The organism is Aestuariibius sp. HNIBRBA575 (assembly GCF_040932005.1).
Lineage (GTDB): Bacteria > Pseudomonadota > Alphaproteobacteria > Rhodobacterales > Rhodobacteraceae > CANLNM01.
Map to the genome: position 1 here is coordinate 969,344 of NZ_CP162414.1, position 13,785 is coordinate 983,128.

At 55.0% G+C, this 13,785-nt stretch carries 14 protein-coding genes; 2 read left to right on the forward strand and 12 right to left on the reverse strand.

All coding sequences use genetic code 11. The annotated features are described in order from the left end of the window. Positions 1 to 5: 5 nt before the first annotated feature. Positions 6 to 1,343 (reverse strand): 8-oxoguanine deaminase, encoded by a 1,338-nt coding sequence (locus AB1F12_RS04950; RefSeq protein ID WP_368187029.1) that lies wholly within the window; start codon positions 1,341 to 1,343, stop codon positions 6 to 8. Between the two features lie 184 nt (positions 1,344 to 1,527). Between AB1F12_RS04950 and AB1F12_RS04955 the strand changes: the two genes are divergently transcribed. Together AB1F12_RS04955 and AB1F12_RS04960 are read left to right on the forward strand one after the other, a co-directional pair. Further along, positions 1,528 to 2,268, forward strand: coding sequence for a YebC/PmpR family DNA-binding transcriptional regulator (locus AB1F12_RS04955; RefSeq protein WP_368187030.1), 741 nt, complete (start codon positions 1,528 to 1,530; stop codon positions 2,266 to 2,268). 222 nt (positions 2,269 to 2,490) lie between these two features. Then, positions 2,491 to 3,144, forward strand: coding sequence for a hypothetical protein (locus AB1F12_RS04960; protein ID WP_368187032.1), 654 nt, complete (start codon positions 2,491 to 2,493; stop codon positions 3,142 to 3,144). 114 nt (positions 3,145 to 3,258) lie between these two features. On the opposite strand, the gene AB1F12_RS04965 is transcribed toward AB1F12_RS04960, so the two are convergent. The 11 genes from AB1F12_RS04965 to AB1F12_RS05015 all read right to left on the reverse strand — a co-directional run bounded on the left by AB1F12_RS04965 (position 3,259) and on the right by AB1F12_RS05015 (position 13,650). Continuing rightward, positions 3,259 to 3,750 (reverse strand): prepilin peptidase, encoded by a 492-nt coding sequence (locus tag AB1F12_RS04965; RefSeq protein WP_368187033.1) that lies wholly within the window; start codon positions 3,748 to 3,750, stop codon positions 3,259 to 3,261. 67 nt (positions 3,751 to 3,817) lie between these two features. Next, complete coding sequence (locus AB1F12_RS04970; protein WP_368187034.1) at positions 3,818 to 4,675, reverse strand: tetratricopeptide repeat protein; 858 nt, start codon at positions 4,673 to 4,675, stop codon at positions 3,818 to 3,820. A gap of 29 nt (positions 4,676 to 4,704) precedes the next feature. After that, positions 4,705 to 5,241: a tetratricopeptide repeat protein gene (locus tag AB1F12_RS04975; RefSeq protein WP_368187036.1), complete on the reverse strand. Its 537-nt coding sequence runs from the start codon at positions 5,239 to 5,241 to the stop codon at positions 4,705 to 4,707. 46 nt (positions 5,242 to 5,287) lie between these two features. Continuing rightward, positions 5,288 to 6,265, reverse strand: coding sequence for a type II secretion system F family protein (locus AB1F12_RS04980; protein ID WP_368187037.1), 978 nt, complete (start codon positions 6,263 to 6,265; stop codon positions 5,288 to 5,290). A 7-nt stretch (positions 6,266 to 6,272) separates the two neighbouring features. Then, complete coding sequence (locus tag AB1F12_RS04985) at positions 6,273 to 7,241, reverse strand: type II secretion system F family protein (protein WP_368187039.1); 969 nt, start codon at positions 7,239 to 7,241, stop codon at positions 6,273 to 6,275. A gap of 6 nt (positions 7,242 to 7,247) precedes the next feature. Then, positions 7,248 to 8,675, reverse strand: a complete 1,428-nt coding sequence (locus tag AB1F12_RS04990; protein WP_368187040.1) for a CpaF family protein — start codon at positions 8,673 to 8,675, stop codon at positions 7,248 to 7,250. A gap of 15 nt (positions 8,676 to 8,690) precedes the next feature. After that, on the reverse strand, positions 8,691 to 9,866 hold the full coding sequence (locus tag AB1F12_RS04995) for a CpaE family protein (protein WP_368187042.1): 1,176 nt from the start codon (positions 9,864 to 9,866) through the stop codon (positions 8,691 to 8,693). Positions 9,867 to 10,200: 334 nt separating this feature from the next. Continuing rightward, positions 10,201 to 10,854, reverse strand: coding sequence for an OmpA family protein (locus AB1F12_RS05000; protein WP_368187043.1), 654 nt, complete (start codon positions 10,852 to 10,854; stop codon positions 10,201 to 10,203). Between the two features lie 14 nt (positions 10,855 to 10,868). After that, positions 10,869 to 12,281, reverse strand: coding sequence for a type II and III secretion system protein family protein (locus AB1F12_RS05005; protein ID WP_368187044.1), 1,413 nt, complete (start codon positions 12,279 to 12,281; stop codon positions 10,869 to 10,871). Between the two features lie 196 nt (positions 12,282 to 12,477). Then, on the reverse strand, positions 12,478 to 13,326 hold the full coding sequence (cpaB, locus tag AB1F12_RS05010; protein WP_368187045.1) for a Flp pilus assembly protein CpaB: 849 nt from the start codon (positions 13,324 to 13,326) through the stop codon (positions 12,478 to 12,480). A gap of 135 nt (positions 13,327 to 13,461) precedes the next feature. Next, a complete protein-coding gene (locus AB1F12_RS05015; RefSeq protein ID WP_368187046.1) occupies positions 13,462 to 13,650 on the reverse strand; it encodes a hypothetical protein in 189 nt (62 codons plus the stop codon). Between the last annotated feature and the right edge of the window lie 135 nt (positions 13,651 to 13,785).

Below are 13,785 nucleotides of genomic sequence, written 5' to 3' on the forward strand. Positions count from 1 at the left end.
TTTGGCTAGTCCACCAAAGCATGGGCCAGTGTGTTGGTGCGGTCAATGATCGCGTGTTCTGACGCTGTTTTTAGCACGCCGTCGCGCACGATCTGGCGTCCCTCGACCAACAAATCCCGCACTTTTCGCGGGCCGGATAACAGCATGGCCGCTTTGTCCCATGATCCGGCGGCTTCAATCCCGGTGGTGTCCCAGATGGCAATATCGGCGCGTTTTCCCACCATCAATCGGCCGCAATCCGGGCGGTTCAACACGTCAGCCCCCCCGCGCGTGGCGATTTCCAGCGCTTCGCGGGATGACATGCTGTCGGCCCCGCCTGCGACGCGCTGCAACAGCATGGTTTGGCGGGCTTCATCCATCAAATTGGCCATGTCATTGCTGGCCGATCCATCCACGCCCAACCCCACATTCACACCGGCATCCCGCATGGCGCGCACCGGTGCAATGCCGGACCCAAGCCGGCAATTGGAACAGGGACAATGGGCAACACCAGTGCCTGTTTTGGCAAATAGATCAATCTCTTGCCCGTCTAACTTCACGCAGTGCGCATGCCAGACATCATCCCCGACCCAGCCCAAATCTTGGGCATATTGGCCTGGACGACAGCCGAATTTTGCCAACGAATAGGCAATGTCTTCGTCGTTTTCAGCCAAATGCGTGTGCAGCATCACGCCTTTGTCGCGCGCCAATAGCGCTGCATCCCGCATCAGATCGCGGCTGACGGAAAATGGCGAACAGGGGGCCAGACCAACCCGGCACATGGACCCTTCGGATGGGTCATGGAACTGATCCACGACGCGGATACTGTCGTTTAGGATGTCACACTCTGCCTCGACCAACGCATCCGGTGGCAGGCCACCATCGCTGACCCCAATCGACATCGCCCCGCGGGTTGGATGGAACCGCAACCCGATATCGGCGGCGGCGGCGATTGTGTCATCCAGCCGCGATCCGTTGGGATAGAGATACAGATGATCAGATGTCAGCGAACAGCCCGACAGGGCCAATTCGGCCAGCCCCAATTGGGCGGACACATACATTTCCTCAGGCCCAAAGCGCGACCAAATCGGATACAGCGCCTGCAGCCAGCCAAATAACAGCGCATTTTGCCCACCGGGCACGGCACGGGTCAGGGATTGGTATAAATGATGATGCGTGTTGACCAAACCGGGCGTCACTACACAGCCGCGCGCATGGATGATTTCCGCATCCGGGGCATGTAAATTAGGGCCAATTGCCTTGATCACACCGCCTGATACATGAATGTCGGCATCCGTCAATTCGCGCCGCGTGTCATCCATGGTCAAAATGGTCTGCGCGCCCTGAATAAGCCAGTCCGTCATCGACGTCCTCCTTCCCTTTCGGTGAACAATGGACGCCGCCAGAAAGGGAAAGGACGCGAGCGCCATCCTAGGCTAACGCACCGCACGCATGGGTCAAGGCAGAACCGCTTGCAGGGACCCCGGCCGATGCAGTATTAAACCCCGAACTCAAATTCGCCCGAACTCAAATTCGTAGGAGCATCCCATGGCAGGCCATAGTAAATGGGCAAACATTCAGCACCGCAAAGGCCGTCAGGACAAATTGCGGTCCAAGCTGTTTTCGAAACTGTCCAAAGAAATCACCGTGGCCGCCAAAATGGGCGACCCGGATCCGGAAAATAACCCGCGTTTGCGCATGGCTGTCAAAGAAGCCAAATCCAATTCTGTCCCCAAGGACGTGATCGACCGCGCGATTAAAAAATCTGCCGCCGGAGAAGGCGACGATTACGAAGAAATCCGCTATGAAGGTTATGGCCCCAACGGCGTGGCGGTGATCGTCGAAGCGATGACCGACAACCGCAACCGCACTGCGTCCACTGTGCGGTCCACGTTTACCAAAAACGGTGGCAATCTGGGGGAAACCGGGTCGGTTGGGTTCATGTTCAACCGCACGGGTCAGATCACCTATCCGGCGGATGTGGGCGACGATGACACGGTCATGATGGCCGCATTAGAAGCGGGTGCCGACGACGTCGAAAGCAGCGAAGAAGGCCATGTGATTTTCTGCGAAGGCACTGAATTACATGCAGTTTCCACCGCGCTTGAGGCGGAGCTGGGCGAATCTGAATCAACCAAGCTGATCTGGAAGCCAAACATCACAACCGAAATGGACCTGACAGGCATGGAAAAGCTGATGAAGCTGATCGATGCGCTGGAAGACGACGATGACGTGCAGACCGTGACCACGAATTTTGAAGCCTCAGACGAAGTTTTGTCGCAGCTTTGATTCGATCCGGATGAATTAAAACGCCCTCGCATCCGCGGGGGCGTTTTGCGTTTTTGGGGGCAGTGAACAGGGCACCTTTGAGGGTACGTTTGTCAGGCACTTTGGCCACAGAAATCTGCAAATCTGACCTGAACCAAGGTCAGCGGGACGGAGCAGCACTTTTCCACCGACGCGGATAATGACCGCTTTTAGAAAGTCACCTGAAGTTGTATTGCTCTTCAAATGGCAAACCGTGATGATTTTAGAGCACCCGTAGTAAGAACAATTGCGCAACGTGCAGGATTTCGTTGTTCAAATCAAACTTGTTTGCGTCCAACCATCGGACCGGACGGTGCCAACGAGACCGCTAGCATTGGTGTTGCAGCGCACATTACTGCCGCTGCCGAGGGCGGGCCGAGGTATGATCCTACTTTGACCCCCGAGGAACGATCCGCTGCCGGAAATGGAATTTGGCTCTGTCAAACCTGCAGCAGGCTGGTGGACGTTGATGTCCCCAGTCATTCCATTGATCATCTTAGGGAGTGGAAAACCCTCGCTGAGATGCGGGCATATCTGGGTATTCGCGGCTTTGCGATTGTAGTGTCTAGGAGTTTTCAAAGTCTTGAAAACAAGATGCCGGACCTCGTGGCGGAAATGCGGGACGATATGAAAACGGAACCATTTGTCCGAGAGTTCATAGTTTTCTCGAGAAAATGGTCCTACACTGGCGACCCAGAGAAACCAGTTTTCTCCTACTTCTTTGAAGACCACGACAACTTGAAGCCGAAGCTGAAAGTTATGCAAAATTATGGTGCGATTATTGAAACGACGCACAACAATACTGACCGCTTTGAGTTTACAGAAGATTTTTCTGAATACCTTCAGTTGCCCGTTTAACCCCCTCACTCAAGGTTTGGATTTGAGCCGAGTTGTCTGTGCGCGATGTCGTGTTCCCTTAAAGTGAACTTTAGCTACACGCAAAAAACCAATCTTTCTGACCAGTCATCCGGATCAGAGCAGGGCGCCGCGGGCTAGTTGGATCAGGTAGATCGACAGTGCACCGGCGAGGGGTAATCCCATGGGGAAGCGTTTGCCAGCGACCCAGCTTTCCCATGTGGGGACCAGGTTTTTGATGGCAGTGGCGCGGGCGGTGCGGTGCACAACCAACCCGGCAATAAACGCGCCCGCCAGCAGTAGAAACACAAATTGCAGATCGGATTTGGCGATAAAAGGCGAGGCGGCGGCGATGAATTTGGCATCCCCAGCCCCCATAATCCCGCCCGCGTTCAAAAACATCCCGATGATCAGCACAATCGGCAGATGCCCCAATTGCCACAGATAGGTTTCCCAAGACATCACAAACGGACCGATCAGGATGAACACCATCGCCATGGATTGCACATTCCAATCGCGAATCTTCATGTATTTCATGTCGCTATAGGCCGTGTGCAGGCAAAGCGGCAGGATGAAGGGCAAAAACCAAAGCGCCGCAAGCGGCGGCATTGGTTCTGCCAACGGGGCGAAAAACTGCGCCATCATGTCAGATCAGACCTGTCTGCGGGGACCATGTTTAGTTGGTCACGTTGTCTTCTAGGGCGCGCAAGGACCGCACGGCGGCCTCAAAATGCTGAGGATGTGTGTCGATGGCTTCGCGCAACAGACCTTTGCCGGTGGACACATCGCCATGACGCACGGCGGCCAAGGCCAGAGTGTGTAGCAATTGCGCGCGTTCGGTCTGGGTCATGGGAATGACGGGCAGATCATAGTTGCGCTGGGCACCACGGGCCAAAACAAGGTTGTTTTTCGCGGTAAACAGCTGTGGATCATGACGAATGGCATCCACAAACAGACGTTCCGCGGCGGTATAATCGCCCCGTGTCAGATTGGAAAAACCCCAATTGTTCAGAACGCCTGCTGGTTTGGTGGTCAGGCCAATGGCGGTTTCATAGAAACTGTCGGCGCGGTCCCAATCTTCGTTGCTGTCGGCGACCATTGCCTCTAGGCGATAACGCTTAAACGTTTCGTGGGTCGGGGGAATGGTGTTCAGCACGCCTTCGGCGTCTTCCCATTGATTGGCGCGGATCATGGCATCGGCCAGATCAACACGGTCATCATTGTTGGCTTCTTCGTGATCCACCACGGCCTGCCATGCAGCCACCGCATCAGGGCCCCGGCTTGCGCGCACCATGGACGACGCCAAGCCACGCATCAAATCAATCCGTCCCGGTTCATTGTTGCTGGCACGGGTGAAATAGGTGACGGCTTCGTTGGGATCCGCAACCGTGAGCATCACGTCATTGAGGTTGCTTTCATCAACAACGTTCACGTCCTGAAGGGCGCGGTTAACTTGGGCTTCGCCGGATTGATCACAGGCGGACAGGGCAATTACCCCGGCAACGCCGATGGAAATAAGAAGGGGGTGGCGCATGTTTTGCGTCCTTTACTGCTCTTGCCTCACTACGGCACGGTCTGAAGCAGGAAATCCCCCGCACCACGTTGTACCAATCGGAACTCTTCGTTCTCATTGGTTTCACCGTAGTTAGGATCATCGTATTTTGCGAGTGCCAAGCGCAGATTGTCGCGAATCTGGTCGCTTTGACCGCTATCCGTTGCAAAGGCGCGACGGAAAACCTCGACCGCTTCGCCAATTTTGCCGCGTTCCATCAGGATCACGCCCAAATTGTTCCATGCGGGCGCAAAGGCTGGGTCGGCTTCAACGGCGCGGCGCATCAGGGCTTCGGCTTGGCCCAAACGGCCCAATCGCAGGTTGGCCGATCCCAGTGCGGACAGCGTATCGACGTTCAATCCCTGTTGGGCGGCGGCGCGGGTATACGCTTCTAGGGCGAGTTCATATTCGCCGTTGGCCATCATGCGGTGGCCGATTTCCAGCCCGTCCATTTCCATCAGGCCCGACACGCCCGGCGCAAAGGTTCCGTCCCCACGATTAAGGCCGTCCTGCGCGCAAGCGGCAAGAACGGCCAAAGTCAGTGTCATTCCGATTAGTCGCATCATTCGCCCATAGCTGAGGGCAAAATGCCCCTTAGAAATTCGCGCCTTGCAGGGTTTCGTAGATCCCATAGACCGAAGGCCCGATCAAAATGATCAACAGGGGCGGAACCGTCAACATCATCGTGGCCAATGTCATCTTTGTGGGCAATGTATTGGCCTTTTCTTCGGCGCGCATGACCCTTTTGTCACGCATTTCTTCGGCATAGACCCGCAACGCATCGGCGATGGATGTCCCGAATTTCTGAGATTGCACCAAAACGGTCACAAAACTGCGCACATCATCGACGCCGGCCCGCTCTGACATATCCTTCAGAACTTGTTGGCGATCTTTACCGGCTTTCATTTCATGGGCGACGATATCGAATTCTTCGGCCAGGGCAGGGTGCCCGGCCTTCAACTCGACCGCAACCCGCACGATGGATTGATCCAGCGATTGACCGGCCTCAACACAGACCAGCAGCATATCCAGACTGTCGGGGAAACCGTTGATAATTTCCTCTTCGCGTTGACCATGGCGTTTGTTGACCCAATATTTGGGCGCCATATAGCCAACCACGCCGGGCAGCAGGATCGACAGGATTGTGTTTTGCGGCGTTGGATCGCCGGTGCTGGAATTGTAGATCGCATAAGCAACCCCCAGCAATAACAGGCCAGACCCCAGCGCAAATTGCGCAAAGTGATACATCCGCACCGCGTTTTTGCTGCGATAACCGGCTTGGATCAGTTTCAGCCGGATTGCGGAATATTCTTCGTCATCCTGTGGCTCCAAAAAGTTTGAGTATTTCTCAAGCTTGTCATGGCCATCATTCATCCGCAGCTTGTCAGCTTTGTTGGGTTTGCTGACGCGGTTGGCTTCGCGCAGCTTATCCAGCGGATCCTTTTCCTTTTTCAGCATGACCGGCAGGGTCAGCAGGATCAGGACCACGCCCACAAAGCCCAACACAAACAGCGGACCCAGCGGGCCAAGCAAATCGGTGATCTGGGTGTTGATCTGGTTCAGAAATTCCATAACCGCCTCACACTTTGATATTCACGAGCCGCTTCATGACGATCATGTTCGTCACAAGGAAGCCAGCAACGACAAGACAGGCCGGGATAAAGGCGGATGTCTCTTTGACGTCGTCATAATAATTGGGTTGGATCACGTTGATCATCACCAATGCGCCCAATGGGAAAATGGACAGGAACATGCCGGACCACTTGGCCTCGGCGGTGATGGCTTTGACGCGGCGGAACAATTTGAACCGCGCCCGGATCACTTTGGCCAGACCGTGCAGAATTTCGGCCAGGTTACCACCGGCCTGCTGTTGAATGGTCACAGCCACGGCCAAGAACCGCAAATCCTGCATGTCCATACGTTCGGCCAATTGTTTTAGCGCATCACCCATGTCCCGCCCATAGGCGGCCTCATCCGCGATGAACCCCATTTCGGTGCCCAGTGGATCAGGGACCTCTTCGGCGACCGATGCCACCGCGAACGAAAACGGGTTCCCGACGCGCAACGATCGCACCATCAGTTCCACCGCATCGGGCAGTTGTTCTTCGAGTAGGGCAATGCGTTTTTTCGCCTTGCCGTTGACCCAGACGTAAACACCGCCCACGCCCATCGCGACGGACACCACGGCCCGCACGGCCACACCGGTTGCGGTGCCAACGGTCAACCCAACAAAGGCCACACAGGCCAACAAGGCCATGATCATAATCAGCTGAGACGGGGAAAACGCGATATTCGCCTTTTGCGCCTTTTCGGCCAGCATCGCATAAAGCGGCAGGCCCTGCGATTTCATATGCTGGCCCATTTCTTTGCGCAGCTGTTCCATCACGTCTTCGCGCTGGCCACCCTTTTGCATCAATTCCAGACGGCGATTGACCTTGGAATTCAGGCTGATGGATTTGCCAAAGATCGTCAGATAGATGCCTTCGACCATGACCAGAATGGCGACAAAAATCAGGCCATAAATGATTGGTTCTGGTGAAATACCCATGTTCGATTACTCCGCAGCAAAGGGTTCAAAAATCGCAGGCGGCAGATCGTAGCCCCACAATTTGAACCGTTCTGAATAGTGGCTTCGCACGCCGGTCGCGGTGAAATGACCGATGATTTTGTTGTCCGGCGTCAGACCAACGCGCTGATAACGGAACACTTCCTGCATCGAAATCACGTCGCCTTCCATGCCGGTCACTTCGGTGATCGACACCATGCGCCGCGACCCGTCCTGCAGACGCGAAGCTTGCACGATCAGGTTCACCGCCGATGCGATCTGGGCGCGCATGGCTTTGATCGGCATTTCGATCCCGGCCATGGCAATCATGTTTTCCAAACGGCTGATCCCGTCACGGGCGCTGTTGGCGTGAATTGTGGTCATCGATCCGTCATGGCCGGTGTTCATGGCCTGCAACATATCGATCACTTCTTCGCCACGGGTTTCCCCCACGATGATCCGGTCCGGACGCATCCGCAGCGCGTTTCGCAGACAATCCCGCTGGGTCACAGCGCCTTTGCCTTCGACGTTGGCGGGTTTGGATTCCATCCGGCCCACATGGGTCTGTTGCAGTTGAAGTTCCGCCGTATCCTCAATCGTCAGGATACGTTCGTCATCGTCAATAAACGACGACAACGCGTTCAACGTGGTCGTTTTACCAGACCCCGTACCACCCGACACAATCACGTTCAGACGTGTGGACACAGCGGCCTGCAAATAAGCGGCCATTTCTTCGGTAAAGGCGCCAAATTTGACCAGATCGTCGATGGCCAGTTTGTCTTTCTTAAATTTCCGAATGGACACCAGGCTGCCATCCACGGCAACCGGCGGCACCATGGCGTTGAAACGTGACCCATCGGCCAATCGCGCATCCACATAGGGGTTGGATTCATCCACCCGACGCCCAACGGCCGATACAATTTTGTCGATGATCCGCATCAGATGGCGTTCATCTTTGAACGTGATGTCGGACAATTCCAACTTACCGGCGCGTTCGATGAAAATCTGCTGCGGGCCGTTGATCAGAATGTCGTTGACGGTGTCATCTTTCAGCAGCGGTTCCAGCGGGCCAAGGCCCGTCACTTCGTTATAAAGATCCTGATTGAGGGTGGTGCGTTCTTCGCGGTTCAGCACCACACCCATTTCTTCTAGGGATTCCGCCGAAATCGCGGTGATTTCCTGACGCAATTCGTTTTCTGTGGCTGTTTCCAAGGCCGCAAGGTTCAAATTGTCCAAAAGCGATTTGTGCAGCTCCAGCTTAATCTCGCCGAGCCGCTCTTTGCGCTTTTTCTCTTTGTCCATTGGGGCTGCCTGCGCCGCCTTTTTGGGGGCGGGTGCGACGGGTGTTGCGACCTTGTCGGCGACTTCTGTGGCTTCCCCATTGGTGGGTTGGGGGGGCGCCGCAGCGGGTGCAGGCTTTTTATACTTGGAAAACATACTCTTACCTCTCTATCAGCTGCCGGTCGCGGTGCTGAGGTTCACGTCATGGACCGATTTGGCCAACTTCGCGATTTCTTTGCGCAGCGGATTTTTGGCAATGCCTTCGGCCATGGGGACCCCGTGGTCGGCGTTTTGTGCAACAGGCTTGCCGCCATCCGGCAGTTGAATTTCGATGCCAATCCCCAGGCTTTCGGCCAAGCGTTTTACGCGGGCCTTGCCATTGAGATCTGTGAATTTCGGGGCGCGGTTCAACGTGAACCGCAGTTTTTCAAACGGCAGATCTTCGGCCTGAAGGGCGCGTTTGATCCGAACGGTGTTGTTGGCCGATCGCATATCCATTTCGATGGTCGCAAACCCGATGGCCGCATGTTCCAGCACATTCTGGGTCCATTCCACCAAGGCGGATGGCATGTCGATCACCACGTAATCAAAATTGGCTTTGGCCATATTGATCACACGATCCACGTCTTCTGGGGTGATCAGGTCCAGCGGAATCAATTCCGTTGGTGCGGTCAAAACGTGCAATTTCTGTTCGTAGGTCAACAGCGCCTGCATAAAGCTTTCGCCGTCCATGCTTTCTGTGTCGGACAGCAATTCAAACACCGCCTCGCGCCGTGGCAGATCGAGGAAGGTCGACACAGACCCGAATTGCAGATCCAGATCCAAAATGCAGACCCGAGGGGGCTCTGTTTTGTCCTGCAAACACAATTCCCAAGCCAGATTGACCGCCAAGGTCGTGGCACCCGTGCCCCCGGCCATGGAAATCACCGGGATCACAACCCCGTTGCGATCATCTGTGGGTTTCAACGTGTTTTGATGTTCGGCGGCCAGCGGTGGCTCTTCGACCGGGGTTAGCACCCGTTCGATGGCTTTGGCCAATTCGCCTTCTGGCAGAGGGTAGGGGACAAATTCATCCCCCCCTTCGTTCAGCAATTGGCGCAATGTGGCCGGCATCAAATCTTCGGCGATCAAGACGACCTTGATCCCTTTGGATTTGGCGGCCGAAATGATGTTGATGATCAGCGTTAGATCGCTCTCATCTTCTTCGTCCAGCGCGACGGCGACGAATTGCAGCTCTTCTGCGTCGGGTTGATCAAGGAACGCAAGCGCGTCCTCAAAGCTCAGGTCTCCCCAGCTTTCCCCAAGATTCGCCTCCATGTCTTCGATCAACAGATCGAAAATCTGCACGTCACGACTGATCGTGCATGCCCGGAGCGGCTGCGGTTCTGGTCTCAATACGGCGTTACTGCTCATTGCCTTCAGGTCCTTCAACGACAGGGATTGGCAGAAATGCCAGTTTGGTATTTCCGAGATCCCTTCTGCGATCTCAGCCCGGAATCATCCGAGTGCTTTTCCCGTTGAAGCTAAATTCGCTGACAATCGTGACGAGATTGGGGCCAAAAGATCGTAATTGTGCGGTTTCTTGCGACGATCACGGTCTCAGAGGGCGGTTGTTCACAGATTGGAAAGGCAAAAGCCCGCGAAAATCGCGGGCTTTTGTAAAAATCGTGGATTTTCCGGCTTATTGCAGGGTGTCGGACACTTCTGCTGTGGTCAAAGCGGATTGTGGTTCGCCGCTGGTGACATATTCGCGGAAGATCACCTCCGCATATTTGCCATCCAGCACCGTCGGGTGGTTCTGAACAAAGCCTGACACCTCGGTCACGGTCCGGCGGTTGCGCCGTTCGCGGCCCTCGGTCACAACCAATGGCTGGGTTTCACCGTGGGATACGACCGCTTCCAGACGGCTGCGGTCAATCCCTTGGCTGGTCAAATACAGAACAACCGCCTGGGCACGGCGCAATCCAAGACGACGGTTATAGGCCGTCCCCCCAACCAGATCGGTGTGACCGTAAACGGTGAACCGGATTTCTGGGAATTGCTTGATCCAATCAGCCTGTTGACGCAGAACCGCGCGGGCCTCTTCGTCTAGGGCTGTGGAATTGAACGGGAAGTTGATCGTTGTGTTCACTTCGGCTGCGAACCGATGTGCCAGATTGACCGTGTAATCCCGTTCGCCCGATTGAACCAACGTGTTGTTCATCGTGGAATTGCCGAAATCGGTGGATCCCAGAATGGTCCCTGTGGTTTCCGAATTTGTGCCAAAGCCCACTTCGGAGGTGCTACAGGCGGCAAGGGTTGCAGCCATAACAGTCATTGTAATTAGACGTTTCATCTGCCTGTCCCCACTCATTCCAGCACGTAGCCATAAGACCCGCTAAAGTCCTGACGTGCAACCTCTCCTGCGCCGCCATCGGTCGACGCGACCCGACCAAACAGGAACAAATCACGCTCAGATGGTGGGCGCACACGATCCGTTGGCAGGGCCAGAGCCTCGCCACGGGTTGGCGTCACCAGATGCGGTGTTACGATGATGACAAGTTCGGTTTGTTCACGCGCATATTCAGCGGACCGGAACAAAGCGCCCAGAACCGGGATGTCACCCAGCCATGGCACCTGACCGTTCAGGTCGCGGAAATCATCCATCAGCAAACCAGCGATCGCAAAGCTTTCGCCATCACGCATTTCAACCGTGGTGGATGTTTTGCGCGTTGAAAAAGAGCTGACCGTAAAGCCGTTTTGAACGATGCCGTTGCTGGTATCCAAGGCCGAAACTTCGGCTTCGAGTTCCAGATTGATGATATCACCGTCCACAACACGTGGCACAAAGTTCAGAGCGATACCAAAGGGTTTGTATTCAATTGTGGTGGACCCAGATTCCTGTGTCACAGGGATCGGATATTCCCCACCTGCCAAAAACCGCGCCTCTTGGCCGCTGAGTGCGGTCAGGTTTGGTTCGGCCAATGTGCGTACAACGCCTCGGCTTTCCAGTGCTTCCAACAGGATGCCCACTTCGACCGCGCCGGCGTTAAAGCCAAACATGATCGCGCCGTTATTGTTACCAGCGCCCACATTGTCACCCGAAAGGGCGGATGTGATTGTTTCCGCAGTGGTAAATGCGCCACCGCCGCCGTTTACGCCCAGATCACCGCCCAATGTGGTGCCTTGCAGCGCCAACGAAGAAGACAGGGATTTGGAAACCGACCGCTGCATTTCTGCAAAACGGACCCGCAGCATCACCTGCTGTGTGCCGCCGACAACCATCAGGTTGGAAACGCGATCAGGTGCGTAACGCTGTGCCAGATCCAAGGCGCGATCCATACGCGCGGTTGAACTGACGGTGCCTGACAGGACAATCCCGTCATTGGCGGTGCGCACTTCGATGCTTTCACCGGGTAGGATCTGTTCCAGACGTTCCTTAAATTCAGCAACGTCGGGGGTGACATGCACCTCAACGTTGGTGATCAGCCGCCCATCCGCGCCCAAAAGCGTCAGCGTGGTCCGCCCCGGCTCTTTGCCCAGCACATAGATTGTGCTTTCGGAGAGCGTGGAAATATCCGCGATCCCTGGGTTTGCGATGGAAACCTGTGCAAATGGCGCGTCACTTTCGACGACCACCGCGCGGTTCATGGGAACAGCCAACGCCCGAGAAGGAGCGCCGCGTGTCACTTGCAATGTTTCCGCGGGGACAGATGTCGCCGTGGTGGAAAGCGCAAGTGTAAAGCCGACAAGTGCGGCCTTTATAAATCTACTATGTTTCATGTGACCTGCCTCTGTGCCACGACCAAATTATGGGTCTTATTGCCCTATACTTTGGCCAAGCTGCCCTAATTAATAGTTTTTTGCAAGAATCAGTTGCTTGGAGGGTGAAGTTTGTGTGGATAAGTGGCAACAAAGGCGTTTTTTGAAACGCAAAAACGCCCGGATGAACCGGGCGTTTGAGGTGTTTCATGGTTTATTAGTTTGTGCAGGGAACCGGGATTTCGATGATATCTGCACCACGACGGTTGACGATGGTACAAACCCGTTCTTCTTCTACAATTTCTGGCGCCTGTTCGGTCACACCCAGCAACGAGGCCTGATTAACGGCGATGGCGTCATTGACAATTGAATCGTCCTGCGCGCCCACCAATGCCAATGACAAACGGCCACTGGATTGCGCCTGAGCCAAGGCGGCCACCTGATGTGGGCTGGCCTCAACTGTGACGGTCCGTGCGATGGATGCTTCGGTCACACCACTATCTGCAGATTGGTCCACCGCAATAATGCGGATGCTGGTTTCGATCAGCTGCGTGATATCATTGCCGCGTTGGTCCTGGGCCTGACCGGACCAATAAACGTCGACACGGTCCCCTGGGCGCAAAAATCCGGACACACCTGATGTGGCATCCACACGGATCGCAAAGGCACGCATGCCGCGAGTCAGGTGGGACGTAATCCCCACAACTTCGCCGGGATCGGACACTTTGCTGGCCAAAACGGGTTCCAGCGGTTCCATTCGACGGGTCACAACCCGCAATTCTTCGTCACCCTCTGGAAACAGCTCTTCTTCGGTGCGGTACACACCTTCGGGCAGGGCGGCTTCTACATATCGGATGATTTGCACATCGTCTTTGGTCAATTGTTCGCCGTAATTGATCGTCCGCTTTAGTGCAAAGACATCAACTGTGGGAACGATCGCCGCTGCCTGTGCGCGTTCATGATCCAGAGCAAGTTGCTGCTGCTGGAAGTAACCCTTGGCCATGTAGACGGCAAAGCCGGCAAGCCCCATCCCAATAACCAAGACCAATCCAAACACTGCTCGCATACTCTTTCCTTTCGACCTGTACTGACTTTTTGACGTCAGATGAAATTCACTGTTTCGATTCCTGACACGAAATTGCGGCAAAAACAGGACAAGGTTTGGTCGCTGCCGGGGCGATTAGACGGCCCCAACGCATTTTTAGTTATATTGAACCAAAGCCTGATTTTCGACGCGATTTCCCACGCCTTTTGATCTGTCTGTTGCTGTCACAGAAATCATCGTAACCACACCAATACCTAACCCAACAATGGCGGCCGTTAACACGACCCAATCAACCGTTACAGCACCTGTTTCGTCACCGCGAAACCGCTGAAAAAAATTATACATTGGGATCTCCAATTATTTTACCCAGGCTTAGGGCATTGGACGCCGACAATGTGTCAGCAATCTGGTGCCTGATGGGTAAAACCGCGCCGTTGTGTTTGGTATTAGACAGAGTTTTACTCAAATTGCGCTGGATGT

Coding starts and splice junctions, on each gene's coding strand:
- AB1F12_RS04980 (WP_368187037.1), bottom strand. CDS start 6,265: ATGGAATTTCTGAACCAGATCAACACCCAGATCACCGATTTGCTTGGC.
- AB1F12_RS04975 (WP_368187036.1), bottom strand. CDS start 5,241: ATGACACTGACTTTGGCCGTTCTTGCCGCTTGCGCGCAGGACGGCCTT.
- AB1F12_RS05005 (WP_368187044.1), bottom strand. CDS start 12,281: ATGAAACATAGTAGATTTATAAAGGCCGCACTTGTCGGCTTTACACTT.
- AB1F12_RS05015 (WP_368187046.1), bottom strand. CDS start 13,650: ATGTATAATTTTTTTCAGCGGTTTCGCGGTGACGAAACAGGTGCTGTA.
- cpaB (WP_368187045.1), bottom strand. CDS start 13,326: ATGCGAGCAGTGTTTGGATTGGTCTTGGTTATTGGGATGGGGCTTGCC.
- AB1F12_RS04985 (WP_368187039.1), bottom strand. CDS start 7,241: ATGGGTATTTCACCAGAACCAATCATTTATGGCCTGATTTTTGTCGCC.
- AB1F12_RS04950 (WP_368187029.1), bottom strand. CDS start 1,343: ATGACGGACTGGCTTATTCAGGGCGCGCAGACCATTTTGACCATGGAT.
- AB1F12_RS04960 (WP_368187032.1), top strand. CDS start 2,491: ATGGCAAACCGTGATGATTTTAGAGCACCCGTAGTAAGAACAATTGCG.
- AB1F12_RS04990 (WP_368187040.1), bottom strand. CDS start 8,675: ATGTTTTCCAAGTATAAAAAGCCTGCACCCGCTGCGGCGCCCCCCCAA.
- AB1F12_RS04955 (WP_368187030.1), top strand. CDS start 1,528: ATGGCAGGCCATAGTAAATGGGCAAACATTCAGCACCGCAAAGGCCGT.
- AB1F12_RS04970 (WP_368187034.1), bottom strand. CDS start 4,675: ATGCGCCACCCCCTTCTTATTTCCATCGGCGTTGCCGGGGTAATTGCC.
- AB1F12_RS04965 (WP_368187033.1), bottom strand. CDS start 3,750: ATGCCGCCGCTTGCGGCGCTTTGGTTTTTGCCCTTCATCCTGCCGCTT.
- AB1F12_RS05000 (WP_368187043.1), bottom strand. CDS start 10,854: ATGAAACGTCTAATTACAATGACTGTTATGGCTGCAACCCTTGCCGCC.